The sequence below is a fragment of the Paraburkholderia sp. GAS333 genome, from assembly GCF_050435665.1.
GTDB classification, from domain to species: Bacteria; Pseudomonadota; Gammaproteobacteria; order Burkholderiales; family Burkholderiaceae; genus Paraburkholderia; species Paraburkholderia fungorum_A.
In genome coordinates this window covers 457,293-475,132 of the sequence record NZ_JBNDKS010000003.1, presented here as the reverse complement: position 1 = coordinate 475,132, position 17,840 = coordinate 457,293, and the positions used below count along the sequence as shown (strand labels likewise).

At 62.0% G+C, this 17,840-nt stretch carries 14 protein-coding genes; 7 read left to right on the top strand and 7 right to left on the bottom strand.

What is annotated here, in order from left to right; all coding sequences use genetic code 11:
• Nucleotides 1-34: 34 nt before the first annotated feature.
• The 6 genes from ABH945_RS17880 to ABH945_RS17855 all read left to right on the top strand — a co-directional run bounded on the left by ABH945_RS17880 (nt 35) and on the right by ABH945_RS17855 (nt 7,282).
• Nucleotides 35-1,513: a PLP-dependent aminotransferase family protein gene (locus tag ABH945_RS17880; protein ID WP_429251381.1), complete on the top strand. Its 1,479-nt coding sequence runs from the start codon at nt 35-37 to the stop codon at nt 1,511-1,513.
• Between the two features lie 505 nt (nt 1,514-2,018).
• Nucleotides 2,019-2,471, top strand: a complete 453-nt coding sequence (locus ABH945_RS17875; RefSeq protein ID WP_074770073.1) for an HU family DNA-binding protein — start codon at nt 2,019-2,021, stop codon at nt 2,469-2,471.
• Nucleotides 2,472-2,854: 383 nt separating this feature from the next.
• Nucleotides 2,855-4,264, top strand: a complete 1,410-nt coding sequence (locus ABH945_RS17870) for a circularly permuted type 2 ATP-grasp protein (protein WP_429251380.1) — start codon at nt 2,855-2,857, stop codon at nt 4,262-4,264.
• Nucleotides 4,265-4,457: 193 nt separating this feature from the next.
• On the top strand, nt 4,458-5,408 hold the full coding sequence (locus tag ABH945_RS17865; protein WP_074770069.1) for an alpha-E domain-containing protein: 951 nt from the start codon (nt 4,458-4,460) through the stop codon (nt 5,406-5,408).
• A gap of 11 nt (nt 5,409-5,419) precedes the next feature.
• Nucleotides 5,420-6,247, top strand: a complete 828-nt coding sequence (locus ABH945_RS17860) for a transglutaminase family protein (RefSeq protein WP_429251379.1) — start codon at nt 5,420-5,422, stop codon at nt 6,245-6,247.
• Nucleotides 6,248-6,409: 162 nt separating this feature from the next.
• The gene (locus ABH945_RS17855) at nt 6,410-7,282 is read left to right on the top strand and encodes a proteasome-type protease (RefSeq protein ID WP_074769892.1); all 873 of its coding nucleotides are present in this window, start codon (nt 6,410-6,412) and stop codon (nt 7,280-7,282) included.
• A gap of 212 nt (nt 7,283-7,494) precedes the next feature.
• On the opposite strand, the gene ABH945_RS17850 is transcribed toward ABH945_RS17855, so the two are convergent.
• Together ABH945_RS17850 and ABH945_RS17845 are read right to left on the bottom strand one after the other, a co-directional pair.
• The gene (locus ABH945_RS17850; RefSeq protein ID WP_429251378.1) at nt 7,495-8,670 is read right to left on the bottom strand and encodes a porin; all 1,176 of its coding nucleotides are present in this window, start codon (nt 8,668-8,670) and stop codon (nt 7,495-7,497) included.
• A 409-nt stretch (nt 8,671-9,079) separates the two neighbouring features.
• On the bottom strand, nt 9,080-10,435 hold the full coding sequence (locus tag ABH945_RS17845; protein WP_074769888.1) for a YihY/virulence factor BrkB family protein: 1,356 nt from the start codon (nt 10,433-10,435) through the stop codon (nt 9,080-9,082).
• Nucleotides 10,436-10,756: 321 nt separating this feature from the next.
• Between ABH945_RS17845 and ABH945_RS17840 the strand changes: the two genes are divergently transcribed.
• Entirely contained in the window at nt 10,757-11,296 is a 540-nt protein-coding gene (locus ABH945_RS17840) for a YbaK/EbsC family protein (protein WP_429251377.1), read from the top strand.
• A 108-nt stretch (nt 11,297-11,404) separates the two neighbouring features.
• On the opposite strand, the gene ABH945_RS17835 is transcribed toward ABH945_RS17840, so the two are convergent.
• The 5 genes from ABH945_RS17835 to ABH945_RS17815 form a co-directional block, all read right to left on the bottom strand.
• A complete protein-coding gene (locus tag ABH945_RS17835) occupies nt 11,405-11,851 on the bottom strand; it encodes a histidine kinase (protein WP_074769885.1) in 447 nt (148 codons plus the stop codon).
• Between the two features lie 185 nt (nt 11,852-12,036).
• A complete protein-coding gene (locus ABH945_RS17830) occupies nt 12,037-13,524 on the bottom strand; it encodes a SulP family inorganic anion transporter (RefSeq protein WP_429251376.1) in 1,488 nt (495 codons plus the stop codon).
• Nucleotides 13,525-13,795: 271 nt separating this feature from the next.
• Nucleotides 13,796-14,386: a BPSL1445 family SYLF domain-containing lipoprotein gene (locus tag ABH945_RS17825; RefSeq protein WP_074769879.1), complete on the bottom strand. Its 591-nt coding sequence runs from the start codon at nt 14,384-14,386 to the stop codon at nt 13,796-13,798.
• 310 nt (nt 14,387-14,696) lie between these two features.
• Nucleotides 14,697-16,085: an FAD-binding oxidoreductase gene (locus tag ABH945_RS17820; RefSeq protein WP_429251375.1), complete on the bottom strand. Its 1,389-nt coding sequence runs from the start codon at nt 16,083-16,085 to the stop codon at nt 14,697-14,699.
• A gap of 414 nt (nt 16,086-16,499) precedes the next feature.
• Nucleotides 16,500-17,261 carry a 3-oxoacyl-ACP reductase gene (locus tag ABH945_RS17815; protein WP_429251374.1) on the bottom strand — a complete coding sequence of 254 codons (762 nt, stop codon included), beginning with the start codon at nt 17,259-17,261 and terminating at the stop codon, nt 16,500-16,502.
• Between the last annotated feature and the right edge of the window lie 579 nt (nt 17,262-17,840).

Genomic DNA, 17,840 nt, shown 5'->3' with positions numbered 1-17,840 from the left:
CCCCCCTCTCCCGGTCGTCGAGGTAGCCACTCGCATGGACATTCATATCGCTGTCGAAGGGCATCACGATCTGTCCGGACAGATTTATCGCCAGTTGCGCGCCGGTATCCTCGAAGGACGTCTTGCGGGCGGCACGCGATTGCCGTCCACGCGCGATCTCGCCACGCAACTGGGCGTGTCGCGCAAGACCACGCTCGACGTTTTCGAGCGCCTGCTTTCCGAAGGCTATCTGAGCACGCGCGCCGGGTCGGGCACCTTCGTTGCCGATGGTTTGCAGCGTTTGCCGCTGGAGCGCTCGTCGCATGCGAAGGCGGCCGAGTCGTCGCGTGAGCGCACGAAGAAGGCGCGGGACGCTGCCGCGCGTCCGCAGCCGCTGTGGGAGCAGATGCCCGAGAGCTTCCCGTTGCCGCGTCCGTCGGTGCCGTCGCCGCAAGACTTCGTGGGCGGTGCAACCGACAAGTCGCTGTTTCCGTTCGACGTGTGGCGCCGCTGTGTGAATCACGCGTTGCGTACGCAGGCGCGCGGTACGGGCATGTATCGCGAGGTGGCGGGCGAGCAGGAGTTGCGCCTCGCGATTTCGCGCTACCTGGCGTTCAACCGGGCCGTGACGAGCAATTGGGAGGACGTCATCGTCACGCAAGGCGCTCAGCATGCGCTCGACCTGATGGCGCGTATCACGTTGCGCCCAGGTGAGATCGCCGCGATCGAAGACCCCGGTTATCCGCCTGCGCATGCATGTTTTACGGCGACCGGCGCGCGGGTCGTGCCGGTGCCGGTGGATCGCGAAGGACTGATCGTCGGCCAGCTGCCGGACAAGGCGCGGCTCGTCTACGTGACGCCTTCGCACCAGTTTCCGCTCGGCATGCCGATGAGTCTCGAGCGTCGCGTCGAACTGCTCGAATGGGCGCAAAAGCGCGGCGCGGTGATTATCGAGGACGACTACGACTGCGAATACCGCTTCGAAGGACGGCCCATGGAGCCGCTGAAAAGCCTGGATCGCGCGGGGCTCGTCGCCTACGTGGGGACGTTTTCCAAAACCATCTTCCCGGAATTGCGGATGGGTTACGTTGTGCCGCCGGCGTCGCTTTACGGTCCGCTGCTCAAGGCACGCCAGATTGCCGACTGTCACGGCTGCACGCTGACGCAAACCGCGCTTGCATCGTTCATGCTCAACGGCGACTTCGCCAAGCACCTGCGACGCATGCACAAGACCTACGCGGCGCGCCGGGCGACGCTGCTCGACCATCTGCAAGGCGATCTCGCCGCATGGTTCGAGCCGATCGTGCCGACTGCGGGCATTCACCTGGCGGCGTATCTGAAAGCGCCGTTGACGGAGGACGCGGTCGTCAACGCGGCGCGTTCGGCATCGATCGGACTGTACGGGCTGGCGCCGTTTCATCGGGAGATGAAGCCGCAGCCGGGCTTGATGTTCGGGTACGGCAGCATCGCGGTCGAGCATATCGACGCGGCGCTCGCGAAGCTCGCCGGGATTCTGCCGCGCCTCGTGAAATAGCGTTTGGCCGATGCGAGAATGGTGCCGACGATCGCCCGCGTCGCGCTGCTGCGACCGTATTTTCTCCGCTGTATAAAGCGTGATTGTGAATGCAGCGGGCGCGGGCCGCGACGGCAACGCCACGACACGGCGGCTGAAACATCAGTCGCCCGAGCGCGATTCATGCGTCTCTCATCGGCCACCCGAAAGCTGACGGGCAACCATCTTTTGACGATCTTCCGACTTCTGTCGAACCCTTCCCGAAGACGAAAAGTGTCTTTATTCATGCATCGAAACGATCTGTAACGAGCGTTACGTGTTCGTGTTGCCAGCTCGCGCAACGCACGTTTACCCGCTAAAACAAGGCTCAAAATGTGTTGTGGAGTCAGCGCCGCGCAACAAACCTTCGCGCTGATACACAAAAGAGTCGCGCAAATCGCATTAGCGCTTGTAGAATCCGGCGTTGAAGCGTGCACATACCGTATGCGCTTCGTGCAATTCACTGACCACTACAGGTAGGAGAAACATGCCGACTTCCGCAAAAAAGGTGGCCAAGAAGGCTGCTGCCCCGGTACCGACCAAGAAGGTTGCTGCAAAGAAAGTTCCTGCGAAGAAAGCCGTCGCAGCTAAGAAGGTCGCCGTGAAGGCTTCCAGCGCACTGTCGCCGATCAAGGACACCTTCACGAAGGCCTCGCTGGCTGCTCACGTCGCTGAAAAAGCCGCTGTGGAACCGAAGACCGCCAAGGCTGTTCTGGCCGCGCTCGAAGACACCATCCTCGGCGCAGTGCACAAGAAGGGCGCTGGCGAATTCACGTTGTCGGGTCTTCTGAAGATCGTCGTGCAAGCTGTTCCGGCGAAGAAGAAGCGCTTCGGCAAAGACCCGTTCTCGGGTGAAGAGCGCTGGTTCCCGGCCAAGCCGGCTAGCGTGCGCATCAAGGCACGTCCGCTGAAGAAGCTGAAAGACGCTGCAGCAGGCTGATCGTTTCATCCGTTGGCGCGAGTCGAAGTTTTCTTCAATCGCGTTTGACGTTTGAGCAGATCCGCAGTGCAAGTAGTCTGAATCCCCGTGGGTGAAAATCCACGGGGATTTTTTATGTCCGTTCACAGAAGCGTCATGTTCTATGCGTCGTGCGCGTTGTGCGAATGCGCACCGCGGTGCTACGTATGCACCGTACTAGCGCATCGTGATCCGCCGCAGTACGATGGCGGCGAAGCCGTGCCGGTCGGGATGCGCCGTTAGCGTGCATGCAACGTGTTTCAACACGCTAAAAGCTCAATGGCATAGCGCTTGCTTGATCGATTGTCGAACACCGAATGCGCAGCGCATTCGCCTTCTATCCGACAACAAGAGCGGGGCGTGACATGCGATGCTATGACGAGATGCGTCATCATGACGATGCCGTGCGGCCACACTATTCGCGCTTCGAGCGATGGTTGGTCCAGCAGGGCAACGAGGCGATCGCACGCAAGCGTGCGGAAGCCGATCTGCTGTTTCGCCGGGTCGGAATCACGTTCGCAGTGAACGGCGATCTGTCCGGCACCGAGCGGCTGATTCCATTCGACCTGATTCCGCGCATCATTCCGCGCGGCGAATGGTCCACGCTGGAAGCCGGCCTGCGTCAGCGGGTGCAGGCGCTCAATCTGTTCATCCACGATGTCTATCACGATCGCAATATCGTGCGCGCGGGCATCGTTCCGGCCGAGCAGGTCTATACCAATGCGCAGTACCGGCCCGAGATGCAGGGCGTGAATGTGCCGCTCGGTGTTTACGCGCATATTGCCGGGGTCGACGTGGTGCGGGCCGGCGACGAGGGCGAGTTCTACGTGCTCGAAGACAATCTGCGCGTGCCGTCGGGCGTCTCCTATATGCTCGAAAACCGCAAGATGATGATGCGGCTTTTCCCCGAGCTGTTCGTGCAGAACCGCATTGCGCCGGTCGCGCATTATCCCGATCTGCTGCTTGATACCTTGCGTTCGGTCGCGCCCGAAGGCGTCGACGATCCGGTGGTCGTCGTGCTCACGCCGGGCATGTACAACTCCGCGTATTTCGAGCACACCTTCCTCGCGCAGCAGATGGGCGTGGAACTGGTGGAAGGCAAAGACCTGTTCGTCGACGACAACTATGTGTTCATGCGCACGACGCAGGGGCCCAAGCGCGTCGACGTGATCTACCGTCGCGTGGACGATGACTTTCTCGACCCGCTCGCGTTTCGCGCCGACTCGGCGCTCGGCGTGCCGGGTCTGCTCACTGCGTATCGCGCGGGCCGCGTGGCGCTCGCGAACGCAATGGGCACCGGTATCGCCGACGACAAATCGATCTATCCGTACGTGCCGGAAATGATCGAGTTTTACCTCGGTGAGAAACCGATCCTCAATAACGTGCCCACGTTCCAGTGCCGCAAGCCCGACGACCTCGCGTACACGCTCGCGCATCTGCCGGAACTGGTCGTCAAGGAAGTGCACGGCGCGGGCGGCTACGGAATGCTGGTCGGGCCGGCCTCGACGAAGGCTGAAATCGAGTCGTTCCGCGAACGTCTGATCGCGCGTCCGGCCGGTTATATCGCGCAGCCTACGCTGGCGTTGTCCGCGTGTCCGACGTTTGTCGAAGCGGGCATCGCGCCGCGCCATATCGACCTGCGGCCGTTCGTGCTGTCCGGCAAGACCGTCACGATGGTGGCCGGAGGACTCACGCGCGTGGCGTTGCAGGAGGGCTCGCTGGTCGTCAATTCGTCGCAGGGGGGCGGCACCAAAGATACGTGGATGGTCGACTGACGCAGTTGCCGATGCGCTCGCCATGCCGTCCGCAGCCGGGCGGCCAGGCTGGCGCTTCGCCAACCCAGCGCGCCGGGGTAGCTCGCACGATGCGACACGCAACATGCAGCACGCCGCCGGCGCACACGGATAACCAGCGCGAGCCTTCTTACTTCGACTTAAGGCCTCGCGTCATCAGATACGGAACGCCGTCATGCTAAGCCGCACTGCCGATCATCTTTTCTGGATGGCCCGCTACATGGAGCGCGCGGAGAACACCGCCCGCATGCTCGACATCAATCTGAAGGCACTGCTGTTGCCGCAGACGACCGAACAGGAAGCGCGCGCGCAACGTTCGGTGCTGCGCATCTCCGAACTCGAAACCGCGTTCGCGCAGCGCTACGACGAACCGACGCACGAACACGTGCTGCATTTCATGGTCGCGGATTCGACCAACCCGTCGAGCATTCATTCGTGTCTGCAGGCCGCGCGCGAAAACGCCCGGGCCGTGCGCGGCACGTTGACGACCGAATGGTGGGAGACCATCAACGATACGTGGCTCGAATTCAACGAGCGCATTTCGTCGGGGCAGGCGGCGAGTAATCCGGGCGCGCTGTTCGAGTGGGTCAAGTTCCGCTCGCATCTGTCGCGCGGCGTGACGATCGGCACCGCGTTGCAGGACGACGCGTTCTTCTTCACGCAGCTCGGCACCTACCTCGAACGGGCCGACAACACCGCGCGGATTCTCGACGTGCGTTTCGCCGACGTCGAACCGAATTCACGCGACGCCGCGCGTCAGCTCGAAGATTTCTACTACTGGACCTCGATCCTGAGTTCGGTGTCCGCGCTGGAAATTTATCGCAAGGTGTATCGCGATGTGGTCACGCCCGCGCGCGTGGTCGAACTGATGATCCTGAACCAGCAGATGCCGCGTTCGCTGCTTGCGTCGCTTGAAGGCGTCTGCGCGAACCTGGCGATGCTGCGCACTTCGGGCTCGAATCAGTGCGAACGTTTCGCCGGCAAGCTGCGCGCCGAACTCGTGTATTCCGACATCCGGCAGATTTTCGAAGCCGGCCTGCACGCCTATCTGACACAGTTCCTGGCTCGCGTGTTCGAGCTGGGCAATATGGTGGCGCGTACGTATCTGATGCTGCCAGTCGCCTGACGGAGTTTTTTATGTACCTGACGATCCGCCACGACACTTCCTATCGCTATGAAGCGACCGTTCACTATTCGATCCAGCAACTGCGTCTGACGCCTGCAAGCGGCGCCGCGCAGGTGGTGCGGCGCTGGCACATCGACGCGCCGGGCAAGCTCGATGCGACCTTCGACGCGTACGGCAACGTGCTGCACACGCTGGTGATCAACAAGCCGCATAACGAGATCCGCCTGCATGTGTCGGGCGAAGTGGAGACGATTCCTCTCGTCGACGGGCTTTTGCGCGACGCGGTCGGCCCGATTCCGCTCGAACATTTCACCTGCGCGACGCGGCTGACCGAGGCCGACGCGGCGATCCGCGAACTTGCTCAAGCGGTGCCGGCTCTCGACAGTTCGAGCAGCCTGATCGCGCTGTCCGAGCAGATCGTGCAGCGCGTGAAGTACAACTCGGGCATTACCGAAGTCACCAGCACGGCCGCGCAGGCGCTGGCGTTGGGCAACGGCGTGTGTCAGGACCATGCGCATCTGATGCTGGCCTGCTGCCGCGCGCGCGGAATTCCGGCGCGCTACGTGAGCGGCTATATCGAACCGGGCGAGATTTCTCCGGCAGCGGCATCGGTCGAGACGCCTCACGGCGCGAGCCATGCGTGGGTGGATGTGTGGCTCGAGGGTAAGGGCTGGATTTCCATCGACGTCACGCACGCCGCGTTTGCCAGCGAGATTTATTGCCGCCTGGCGGTCGCTCGCGACTATGAAGCGGCTGCGCCGGTGCGTGGGCGACGCATAGGCGGGTTGGAAGAGGAGCTGAAGGTGTCGGTGACCGTTAGCGCCCAACAGACGCAGTAGGCGGTTATTTGAGCTGCTCGTGAGCGTGCCGCTGTCCACTCTGGCGAGCGGCAGCGCTCACATCTCTTCAGATTGAGTCCGCAAAGGCCGTAATACGGAACAGAGGCGCATGCGCGCCGCATTACAATAGCGCCGTTCAGTGGTTTTTTGCGGGACTTTCCTATGACTTACTGTGTCGGCATGGCCGTCGACGACGGGCTCGTATTCCTGTCGGACACCCGCACCAATGCGGGCGTCGATCACATCAGCACCGCGCGCAAGATGTCGGTGTTCGAGCTGCCGGGCGAGCGCATGCTGGTGCTGATGGGCGCCGGCAACCTGTCGCTCACGCAAGCCGTGCTGCACGAGTTGTCCGAGCCCGCCGACCCGTCCCAGCCCACGCTCTGGAGCGCGCCCACCATGGCCGACGCGGCGCGGGTGATCGGCCGCGCGGTGCGTTGCGTGCATCAGCGGGAAGCGGAGGCGTTGCAGGAGTTCGGCGTCGACTTCAATTGCAGCTTCATTCTCGGCGGACAGATTGCGGGCAACCGGCCGCGCCTGTTCATGATCTACGCGGCGGGAAATTTCATCGAGTCGTCGTCGGTGAATCCGTACTTCCAGATCGGCGAGGCCAAATACGGCAAGCCGATCATCGACCGGGTATTGACGCCGTCCACGCCGCTCGACGAAGCCGCCAAATGCGCATTGATCTCGATGGACTCGACGCTGCGCTCGAACCTGTCGGTCGGCTTGCCGCTCGATCTGCTGGTGTACGAGAAAGACACCCTGCGCGTCACGCGTTTCGTGTCGATCGATCACGACAACGCGTACTTCGAAATGATTCACCGCACGTGGGGTGAGCGCCTGCGTCAGGTATTCGGTGAGATTCCCGACCCGGACTGGCAGGATTCGCCGAGCGTGCCGGTGTTGCAAAGAGAGCGGGCGCTGGTGCTGTATCGCGCGCCGGTGGGCGCCGATGGCATCGAGCATGAGCACGATGTGAAGCCTGCGCAGACACTGGCGCAGGCGGAGAAAGGGAAGTCGCAGCGGCGATAGGGGGTGTCTGGGGTGCTGCGGGTTGTGCCGGGCACCCTGCGTCTTCCAGATCAAGGCCGCCTGCAAGTCCGATAACGGGTTTGCAGGCGGCCTTCTTCTTTTGCGGCTGTCGGCAATAACGCAGAATCGCAAGACGAAAAAAAACCAGCCATCGGCAATGCCTCTGGCTGGTTTTTCACTACGCGCGCTTTTCAGCTGCGTAGCAAGTCCATTTAGAACTTGTGACGGATGCCGACGCTAACCATGATCTGGTTGTCCGTGGACGACTGATTGCCGTACGAACCGATCGAGGCCGTTGCGCCAACCAGACCGCCGCCCACGCCAGGCACGCGCTGTTCGCCGCTTGCATGTTGCCATGCGCCAACAGCGTAGAAGTCAGTGCGCTTGGACAGCGAGTAGTCCGCGCCCAGCGACACCTGGTTATACGTCGCCGATGCGTCGCCAGTGCCCTTCGTGTACGCGTAGCCCAAGCCCAGCAAGGCTGCCGGCGTTACCTGATAGCCAAGGTATGCGCGGCCGACGTTGAACTTCTGCGTCGAACCGAAGGTCGATGCTGCGTCCGGCTTGTATTGCGCGTTGCTGTAGCTCAGGTTACCCGTGATCGGGCCGACCACGTACTGAACAGCCGCCGAAGCGATGCCGATCGACTTTGCGGTCGCATAAGCTGCGTTGATGCCTGCATTGGCCGCGAACGACGAGTCGAACGTGCCGCCTGCCGTGCTGGTCCACGTATCGCGGAGAGCTGTCGTGTTGTTGTTGTCTGCGCGGAGGTAGCCGGCAGCGATGCTGAACGGACCCGTTGCATAGGTTGCTGCGCCTGCCCACGTCTGGCCCGAACCCGTCGAACCTGCGGCGCCGCCCAGTGCGTACATACCTTCGAACTGGAAGCCCGAGAACACCGGCGAAACGTATTTGATCGCGTTGTTGACGCGGAAGCTGTTGTCGTTGTTGTCGACGTCACCCGGCGTAGCGAACGTGCTGCCGAAGTAGTTGTCGCCCGTCAGCGGCTGAACCAGGTCGACGATCGGGTCGTACTGGCGACCCAACGTTGTCGTACCGAACGAGTCCGACGTGAGGCCGACGTACGCTTGACGACCGAACAGCAGGCCGCCGTTCATCGAACCGTTATTGACGTCAAAGCCATTTTCCAACTGGAAGATCGCCTTCAGGCCACCGCCGAGGTCTTCCGTGCCTTTCAAGCCCCAACGGCTACCTTGCAGGTTGCCTTGATACAGCTTGACCACGCTGCCGCCTTGCGGGGTGGCATTGTTCACGTATTGGACCGATTCGTCGATCAAGCCATACAGGGTAACGCTGCTTTGAGCATGGGCCACGCCGGTGACGCCTAGAAGCGCCAGCGAGACGGTAGACAGTGCGATTCGTTTCATCATTTCTCCACGCGATGATTAGTTTCGTTGTTGCGAAAAGGAGAATAGCGCACCGACCTGATCGGCAAGAACAGGAAAAAAAAGACTGTCTCCAAAAACAGACAACGAGCGCAAAGCCTTGTATTTAAAGCGTGTTAACGATTATTTCTGTTTTAGCAATATTTATTCGTTGACGCGGCATTATTGTTGTTTTGTTGACAGTGATGATGTCGGCGCCTTGACTTCGATGCGTCGCTCGACGTCCTTCACATGGTTGGGATGTCTAAATGAGCGTCTCGCTGCGTAGCGGAATTGTAAAAACGGTGAGTGTTTTACGCGACTGTCCAGCTAGACATGTTCGACGCTTTGTGTGCACGCGCGACCCACAGGGCTGCGCAGCGCAGCCCCTGTTTACTGGTGGCCCGAGCGCTTACTGATCTCGCGTGCTGTCAGCCTCACCGATGTTGCGACGCGCAAACGTGGCGGCTGCCAGACCAGCGGCAGCGGCAAGCGCTACGGAAGTCCATGGATTGCGCCTGACGAAGCGATCGGCCGCTGCCGCCTTTCGGCTCGTTTCAAGCAAGGTGACGGCGGCGATGCGGGTCGCCTGCGCTTCCGCCAGCAGAACACTGCGGCCGACCTTAAGCGCGGTCGCGCGTGTCGCAAGATTCTTCCGGGCCTGTTTGCGGAAAAACGTAGCTGGCGCGGCAGCGGAAAGTGTGCGCGCGAGTCCGCCCGCCGCAGCGCGGGCAGACGGCGCAGCAGTCGAGCCGGAACCGGAGGCCGCTTCATGCGTTACGCGTGACTCGCGGTCTGACACAGCATCGGCCGATACCGTCGACGCCGCCAGCACCGAAGCCAGCATCGCGCGGCTTCCCGGCGGCGATTCTTCCTGCATACCCCAGCCGCCGCGCGGATCGTGCATACGTCCGCGCGCTGCCGAAAATTCCGCGCCGAGCAGCAGCACCGCCGCCGAGAAATACAACCACATCAACAGAACCGCGAGCGAACCGGCCGCACCGAACGAACTGGCCATGCCGGCGTGCGCGAGATAGAGCGCAAACAGTTTCTTGCCCGCTGAAAACAGCACGGCCGCGACAATCCCGCCAACCAGCGCATCGCGCCAGCGCACCGTGGCATCCGGCAGGAACTTGAGCAGGCCGGCGAACGCGAATGCCAGCACCAGCAAGCCGACGCCCAGTTGCAACAGGTTGCCGATCACTACATATGGCGAATTGCCCCAGAGCCATTTGCCGATGAACGTGATGGCGGTATCGAGCACCAGCGACACGATCAGCAGGAACGCGACGCCGAGCACGAGTCCGAACGAGATCAGGCGCACCCGCACCAGTGCAATTACGCTCGACGTACGCGGACCCGTGTTGGGCCAGACCAGATTGAGCGCGCTGTTGAGCGATGAAAACGTGGCCGACGCGCCTATCGCCAGCATCGAGAACGAGATGATCGCCGCGATGCCGCCGGCGCTGCCGCTGTGATGCGCGTTTTCGACGATGGTCTGAACGCCCGCCGCCGCCTGATCGCCGAGCAGGCCGTTGATGTGGCTGTACAACTCGCCGCGCGCTGCTTCGGCGCCGAAGAACCAGCCGGCCACCGCGATCACCATGACGAGCGTCGGCGCGAGCGAAAATGCCGCATAGAACGCGATGCTGGCGGCCATTGCCGCGCAGCGGTTTTCGCCGAACTGCCTGAATGCGCCCATCGCCCAGTTGGCCTGATTGCGGGCGGTCTGCTGTAGATTTTCGGCGGAAAGGGTGTCGATATCCATGATCGTGTTTCTCGATGTGATGCTGCCGCGGATGGGCTGTTTGCGAACCGTCACCTGCAAGCCGGTCAGCTTCGGCGATGCCGTTGGCCGATGAAGCCGCCCAGGCTTTGCACTCCCTTTCAGCTTTCGCAAACCTTGTGCCTGTCACTATACAAGCTGGCGGCCGTGGCGGAATCGTGGCGAACTCGTGGCGGGTGCGCGGCGAAATGGCGTCGCGTGCGCGTCCTGGTTCGCGGCACGCATCAGGTTAAGCGTCCCGCTAGAATGCGGAAGAACCGCCTGATGGCCTGCTCATTCACCTCATTTCCTGACTCGCACACTATGCACTCGGACGAACTCGTCAAGCAGTTGGACGTCATCGCCGCAGATCAGTTGAACGCGCATTTGCCCGCGCACGTCGTGGCGCAATTGCCGGCGGAGGGCGTGACGGTTTTCGCCGTCACCGACGACGCATCGGACACCGCAGAATTCAGCGCACGTTACGGTTTCGGCCTGGAAGACTGCGCGAACACGATCGTGGTCCGCTATAAGAAAGAGGGCGCCGAACATTACGCGGCGCTGGTTTCATTGGGCTCGTTGCGGCTCGACATCAACGGCGCGGTGAAGGCGGCGCTCGGCGCGCAGCGGCTGTCGTTCGCCAAAAAGGAAGCGGCGGTGGAACACAGCGGCATGGAATTCGGCGGCATCACGGCGTTCGGCTTGCCGGCCGACTGGCGCATTCTCGTCGATGCCGCTGTGATGGAGCGGGCTCAGATCGTCATGGGAGCGGGGGTGCGGGCGGCCAAGCTGCTGCTCGCGCCGGATGTGCTGCGGCAATGGCCGCGCTGCGAAGTCGCCTCCCTGACGTTGCCGCCGCAGTGAGACCAGGCGCGAACTATCGGCGCGGATGAAGCAGCCGGAGCGTTTTGCGTCGATCGCGACCGGCAGCTTTATCGGCTCATCGAGCGCCAACGATGAGTTTTACGCCGCTCAGGCCGGGGCGAAATAGCCTTCCAGAATGTCCACTACCCGCCAGAGTGAGCAGGGTCGGCGGCAGTGCCCGTCAAAACCGGCTTCCCGCAGATGAGCAATCTGGTCGAGCGGCCAGATATTGCTCATGGCCAGCAGCAGCATGTCGGCGTTGGATCGCTCCGCGCGTACGCCGCGTGCGAACTGATAGTTCGCGACGGAATCGAGCCGCGTGTCGAGCAGGACCGCATGCGGCTTCCACCACTTCAGGAAAGACTGCACCTTGATCAGGTCGGCGGCATAGATTGCGTCGTAGCCCTTCAGCGACAGCAGAAGCACCAGCGATTCGCCAATCGCCTTGTCGCGATGGCCGATCAGAATGCGTCGTGATTGCGACGCAGCGGGTGAAGCGCGGCGTTTCCAGATCGCGAACTCGGTTTCGTCGTCCAGGGATACGCGTCTTGTCACAGGTGTTCTCCAGTGGAACTGGGCGCGGAACATCTAATGTAATCAAAAAGAATGGTTACAGGGAAGATTTACCTTTGATCAATGTTTGCATAAAGTGCGCAAATTTTACTTGCATGCGGGCGGAATTCTGGCGGCGTGTTTGAAACGGCAGCCAACCACACGGACGTAAAGCAGGCTGCCTGCCCTCAGGCCAGCCCGATTCCGGCTCGGCTCAACAGCCGCTTATTGCGCTCCGACAGATTTTTCATCCGCAACTGCTTGCCGGCTTTACGGTAGCGCTCGACCAGCCCCTGCAACGCCGCGAGCGCGGAATGATCCGCCAGCAGCAAATGACTGCAATCGACGGTGACCTGCTCGGGGTCGTCGAGCGGGTCGAACAGTTCGTGAAACCGGGTAGTCGATGCAAAAAACAGCGTGCCGCGCGGCACGTAAGTCTTGTCGCCGGAGCGGTCTTCGACGTGCGCGTGAATTTCGCGCGCGTGCTGCCACGCAAAATTGAGCGCGGCAATCACGATGCCGCACATCACCGCAATCGCCAGATCGGAAAACACGGTGATGACGGTGACCGCCACGATCACCAGCGCGTCGTTACGCGGCACCTTGCCCAGCACGCGCAGCGAGCCCCACGCGAAGGTCTGCTGCGCGACCACGAACATCACGCCGACCAGCGCGGCGAGCGGAATCCGCTCGATCAGCGGCGACAGGAACAGGATGTACATCAGGATCATCACGCCGCTGACAATGCCCGACAGCCGCGACCGGCCGCCCGAATTCAGGTTGATCATGGTCTGGCCGATCATCGCGCAACCGCCCATTCCGCCGAACAGGCCCGACGCGATATTGGCCGCGCCCAGCGCGAGGCACTCGCGATTCGGCTGACCGCGCGTCTCGGTGATCTCGTCGGTCAGATTGAAGGTGAGCAGCGTTTCGAGCAGGCCTACGATCGCCATCAGCACTGCATAGGGCAGCACGATATAGAGCGTGTCGAGCGTCAGCGGCACGGCGGGCAGGCTCAGCGCGGGCAGGCCGCCTGCGATGTGCGCCATGTCGCCGAGCGTGCGTGTCGGCAGATGCAGCAGTTGCGTGAACACACCTACACCGACGATCGCGACCAGCGCGGGCGGAGCGGCGCGTGTGAGCCGCGGCAGCAGATAGACGATCGCCATGGTCAGCGCGACGAGGCCGCCCATCATCAGCAACGCGCTGCCGTGCAGCCATTGTTCACCTTGCGGCGTGCTCTGTTTGAAATGCGCCAGCTGCGCGGTCGCGATCACGATCGCGAGTCCGTTGACGAAACCCAGCATGACCGGATGCGGGACCATGCGGATCAGTTTGCCCAGGCGCAACGCGCCGAACAGCACCATCAGGATGCCGCTGAGGATCACCGTGGCGAGCAGATATTGCGCGCCGTGCTGCACGACGAGAGCGACGATCACCACCGCCATCGAACCGGCGGCGCCGGAAATCATGCCGGGGCGGCCGCCGAACAAGGCCGTGATCGTGCAGATGAAGAATGCGCCGTAAAGGCCCATCAGCGGATTGAGGTGGGCGACCAGCGCGAAGGCGATGCATTCGGGCACGAGTGCAAACGACGAGGTCAGCCCCGCGAGGACATTGCTTTTGATGCCGGGCAGCCGGGCAAGCCAGGCGTGGGAAGGACTAGCGGTGTTCATCTTCGACAAGTGGGGCGTGGGCGGGCGCAAGGTGAGAGCGACGCGGGGTGCGGAGTCCGCACGGAATGAGTCCAGCGGCCGGGCCAGAAATAACGGTTCAGCGGCGCGGCCGGAAGATGACAAAAGAGGGGGATTTTACAGCAGGGTGCCCGTGGAGACCTGCGACGTGGGCGAGCCGGCCACAAGGCAGGGTGAGACGGCGAAGTGAAAACGTCACGCAGCCGCCGGAGCGGCTACGTGACGTTCAATGCGACTGAGCTTTGAGCGCTCTTTAGATGACGAGCCGCGAGACCTTCGTGCCTTCCAGCGACACGCCGGCCATCAGGCCGCCGTTCGTCAGCACGAATGCTTCGACGGGGCTGGTGGCGGTGGACGTATCCACGGCGCCGTTCGCGCCGACCTTCAGCACGGCGACGGTCGCATCCGCGCCGGCCGCCCAGCCCTGGCTGCTCATGAAGCCGTTGAGCGCTTCCTGGGTCATGAACAGGAACACCAGCGCCTTCGATTGCGCGCCGATCTGCAAACCGAACGAACCGGCCACGGTGCTGTAGTAACCGGTCGTGTGGCCACCCACGCGCAGCGCTCCTTCCCCGTACTGCCCGCCGACCCAGAAGCCCGCCGAGATCACGGACGGGAACACCAGAACGCCGCGTGCCTTGGCGACCAGTTCGCGCGATCCGCCGACGTTTTCATAGAGACGCGCGAGCGTCGAATCGACCCCTGCGTTGATCGTGTCGCGCTTGCCGGCATTGGCCGAAGGCGACGCGCTCGAAGAAGGCGACGTCGTCGTGCAACCGGCGAGGCTCAGGCCCACGGTGGCCAAAGCAGCGCTGCCGGTCATGATGAATTGTCGTCTGCGCATGATGGTTTTTCCTTTTCCTTTTGCGTTATGAAAGCTGCTTTTTTCGCTTGATGGCTGGGTTCGTTGCCAGCCTGTTGCGTGACTCTTATCGGCTCGTGGTCTACCTGCCAATCACGCGCCGCAAGGTGTTGCGGTTGCGTAGCTGCACGCTGACTTGCCCCGACGCCGGTTACGGTAATGCGCCCGGCGGCGAAAGCGATTCAGCATTTAGCGTGCCTGACACCACCGCCCGAGCAGGGACGGCGCACCCAGACCCGTCCCCACAAAGATCCTGCGGGCTTTCGGCACCGATTTTCCCTGTCGCATAGGACTACGCAGCCGGACGAATGTTCTGGTTATGACGGAAAAGGTTGTACGGATCGTAGCGGCTTTTTACAGCGACAAGCCGTTCGTAGTTCGGCCCATAAGCTTCGGCGATCCGGCTGGTTTCCTCCTGCGTCATGAAGTTCACGTACACGCTGCCCAGCGCGAATGGCGCGGCGGCGTCGGAAAATGCGCGGGCCCACGCGATGCAGCGTTCGTCGTCGGCTGCGTCGTCCCAGCGGCCGTGCACGTTCATCGCGTACTGCGTGTCGCGGCTCGGGTACGCGGTCCCGTCGACCGGCACGCGCTGCGTCTGGCCGCCAATCTGGCCGAAAAAAATTTCGCATTGCGCGGACGGCAACTCGCCGATCGAGTGAAGCAGCGCGTCGATCAGGCCGTCGTCGATGGCGGCGAGATTGTGCGATTTCCAGTAATTGCGCGCGCCGGGCGTGAGCAACGGATCGAACGCCTGTTGCCACATCACATACGGCATCGGCCCGAGATGTTCGCCGACCGGCGTGCCGAAACCACGCACGGCTTCCAGCAGCGACGGCCCGCTTTCGACCGGGCCGCAATAGCACGTTGCGAACACGATCACCGGTTTGCCATGCACCTCGGGCGGCAGGAACGGCAGCGGCGGCGCGAGTCTCAGCACGGCCCAGACGCTGAGTTCTTCCGGCATGCCGGCGGTCGCCGCGCGATATTTGACGAGCGCGTCCTTCGCCTGATCGATCGGCAGCACGACGAGGCCGCCATAAACGAGCGGCCCCACCGGATGCAGCCCGAACTCGAATAGCGTGACGACGCCGAAATTGCCGCCGCCGCCGCGAATCGCCCAGAACAGGTCTTCGTGCGAATCGGCGCTGGCGTGGAGCAATTCGCCGTCGGCAGTGACGACGTTGGCCGAGATCAGGTTGTCCACCGTCATGCCGTATTTGCGGCTGAGCCAGCCGAAGCCGCCGCCGAGCGTCAGGCCCGCGACGCCTGTCGTCGAGTTGATGCCGAGCGGGGTGGCGAGTCCGAACGCCTGCGCTTCGTGGTCGAAGTCGTGCAGCGTCGCGCCCGGTTCGACGTAGGCGCGCCGCGCGGCCGGGTCGATACGCACGGATTTCATCGACGACAGATCGAGTACGAGACCGTCGTCGCACAACGCGCTGCCGCCGATGTTGTGACCGCCGCCGCGAATCGCGAGCGGCAGATCGTGGTCGCGCGCGAACGCGATGCCGCGGCGCACGTCCGCCGCACCCGCGCAACGCAGGATCATCGCCGGATGTCGGTCGATCATCGCGTTCCAGATGCTGCGCGCGGCAGCGAAGTTCGGGTCGTCGGGAAGCAGCAGTTGGCCGCGAACTGCCGATTTCAATTCGTCGATAGCGCTACTGGATACTTGAGCCATGACTCATCTCCTGGAGAAAAAAACGCAACACGCTTCCGGCTCGCTGCGGGCTGGCGCTGTGGTATTTCAGCATTAGCCCGCAGTGAGATTGAAAGCGTATTGAGAGGTTTATTTGCGTCCAGTAAACGGGCTTGCCTCGCCAAGTCAAACGAAGGTATACCCGCGTTTTCCGTCGATTTCGCGCAGGTGCGCGCGTGACAAGCATCTGCGGCGCGCATCGGCATTGAAGGCCGGGCGCGGTGCTGCGGATGGTGGAAATGCTTCGGAAAAAGATCGCGCAGCGAAGTGTTGGATATGCGCAATCTGATGGTTGTACAACGACACTTTCACGGCGCCGCGCGGGCACGCGGGCCGTTTTTCATATGGGCTTTTCTGCCGTGTGTAACGCGGTCGGCAGCCAGCTCCGCTACCCGTTCAGCCCTTGACCAGACCGCCGTCGACGATCAGGTTCTGACCGGTCACTGCGCGCGACCACGGTGACAGGAAGAACAATACGGCGTCGGCGAATTCATCGGGCGTCGTGACGCGGCGCACCGGCGTCGAACTGGCGATCAGATCGAAGACGAATTCGGGCGTGGCCGCGCTGGCGTCGGTGGTGCGCAGCAGGCCGCCCGACACCATGTTCACTGTGATGCCGTCGGGACCGAGATCGTGCGCGGCGGTGCGGGTCAGCGACAGCAGCGCCGCTTTGGCCGCCGTGTAATCGTGATACGGGACGACAGGGTTCTGAAACAGATTGGTGCCCACGTTGACGATGCGGCCGAAGTTTTTCGAACGCATGCCTGCCGCCGCAGCCTGAATCGTATTGAGCGCACCTTTGAGCGATCCGTCGAGTTGCTGCTGGAAACGCGTCCAGTCGATGGAGTCGATGTTAGGGCGCGCGTCGCCGTCGAACCGGAAGTCGGCCAATGCATTGTTCACGACCGACACGATGGGTTGACCGGTTTGCGCCTGTGCTGTGTCGAACAGACGCGCGACGGCAGCTTTGTCAGTGATGTCGGCCTGGAGCGGCAACACGCGGTCGCCGAACTCGTCCTTCAATGCGAGGGCCGCGGTTTCGCTCTTGTGATAATTCACGACCACGTTCGCGCCTTCGCGCACGAGTGCCCGCGTAATTGCTGCGCCAAGTCCGCGGGCGCCGCCCGTCACCAGCACCCATTGTTCTGATAGAAGCATCGGTATTCCTGTTGTCGATTGAGTTGCGATGTTTCTATTGTCGCCTGAAGTCGGCCGGCATGGGATCGCGTTCGCTCTGTGGGGTAACGCACGCAATGCGAGTGAGCGGCTTTTAGCGATGTTTCCGGTGAACTGGGGAGGTGTGGTCAGTGTGGCTTCGATCCTGGTTTCATTCGCGGGTCGATCGACGGCGGCGCGAGTGACGGGTCGCCAATGGTTGGCTCATCCAATTGATGATCGCCTCACGCGCCGGGCTTCCCTTGTGCGTTGTCTGTGTGATTGCGCTCACTGCGCTTCGGCAGTTGGCCGTTTTCGTGCGGATAAACACCTATCTCGATCGATTGAATAGATTAAACGAGCCGTTGTGCGTTGCACGCTTTGTGAAATTGCCGATCACGAGTGAGTGATTTTTCTAAAGACAATGTGCCGGACTTTGCGAAATATCCGGCTTGTTTACGTGGAGTTAAATAGTTTGGATTCCATATCTAAATATAAAAAGTTCCACTGTTTTTGAAAGTCGGTAATTAACGATTCTTGACAGTCAGATCGACGCAATCGTGTCGAAACACACACCTGATA

Coding starts and splice junctions, on each gene's coding strand:
- ABH945_RS17880 (WP_429251381.1), top strand. CDS start 35: ATGGACATTCATATCGCTGTCGAAGGGCATCACGATCTGTCCGGACAG.
- ABH945_RS17875 (WP_074770073.1), top strand. CDS start 2,019: ATGCCGACTTCCGCAAAAAAGGTGGCCAAGAAGGCTGCTGCCCCGGTA.
- ABH945_RS17870 (WP_429251380.1), top strand. CDS start 2,855: ATGCGATGCTATGACGAGATGCGTCATCATGACGATGCCGTGCGGCCA.
- ABH945_RS17865 (WP_074770069.1), top strand. CDS start 4,458: ATGCTAAGCCGCACTGCCGATCATCTTTTCTGGATGGCCCGCTACATG.
- ABH945_RS17860 (WP_429251379.1), top strand. CDS start 5,420: ATGTACCTGACGATCCGCCACGACACTTCCTATCGCTATGAAGCGACC.
- ABH945_RS17855 (WP_074769892.1), top strand. CDS start 6,410: ATGACTTACTGTGTCGGCATGGCCGTCGACGACGGGCTCGTATTCCTG.
- ABH945_RS17850 (WP_429251378.1), bottom strand. CDS start 8,670: ATGAAACGAATCGCACTGTCTACCGTCTCGCTGGCGCTTCTAGGCGTC.
- ABH945_RS17845 (WP_074769888.1), bottom strand. CDS start 10,435: ATGGATATCGACACCCTTTCCGCCGAAAATCTACAGCAGACCGCCCGC.
- ABH945_RS17840 (WP_429251377.1), top strand. CDS start 10,757: ATGCACTCGGACGAACTCGTCAAGCAGTTGGACGTCATCGCCGCAGAT.
- ABH945_RS17830 (WP_429251376.1), bottom strand. CDS start 13,524: ATGAACACCGCTAGTCCTTCCCACGCCTGGCTTGCCCGGCTGCCCGGC.
- ABH945_RS17825 (WP_074769879.1), bottom strand. CDS start 14,386: ATGCGCAGACGACAATTCATCATGACCGGCAGCGCTGCTTTGGCCACC.
- ABH945_RS17820 (WP_429251375.1), bottom strand. CDS start 16,085: ATGGCTCAAGTATCCAGTAGCGCTATCGACGAATTGAAATCGGCAGTT.
- ABH945_RS17815 (WP_429251374.1), bottom strand. CDS start 17,261: ATGCTTCTATCAGAACAATGGGTGCTGGTGACGGGCGGCGCCCGCGGA.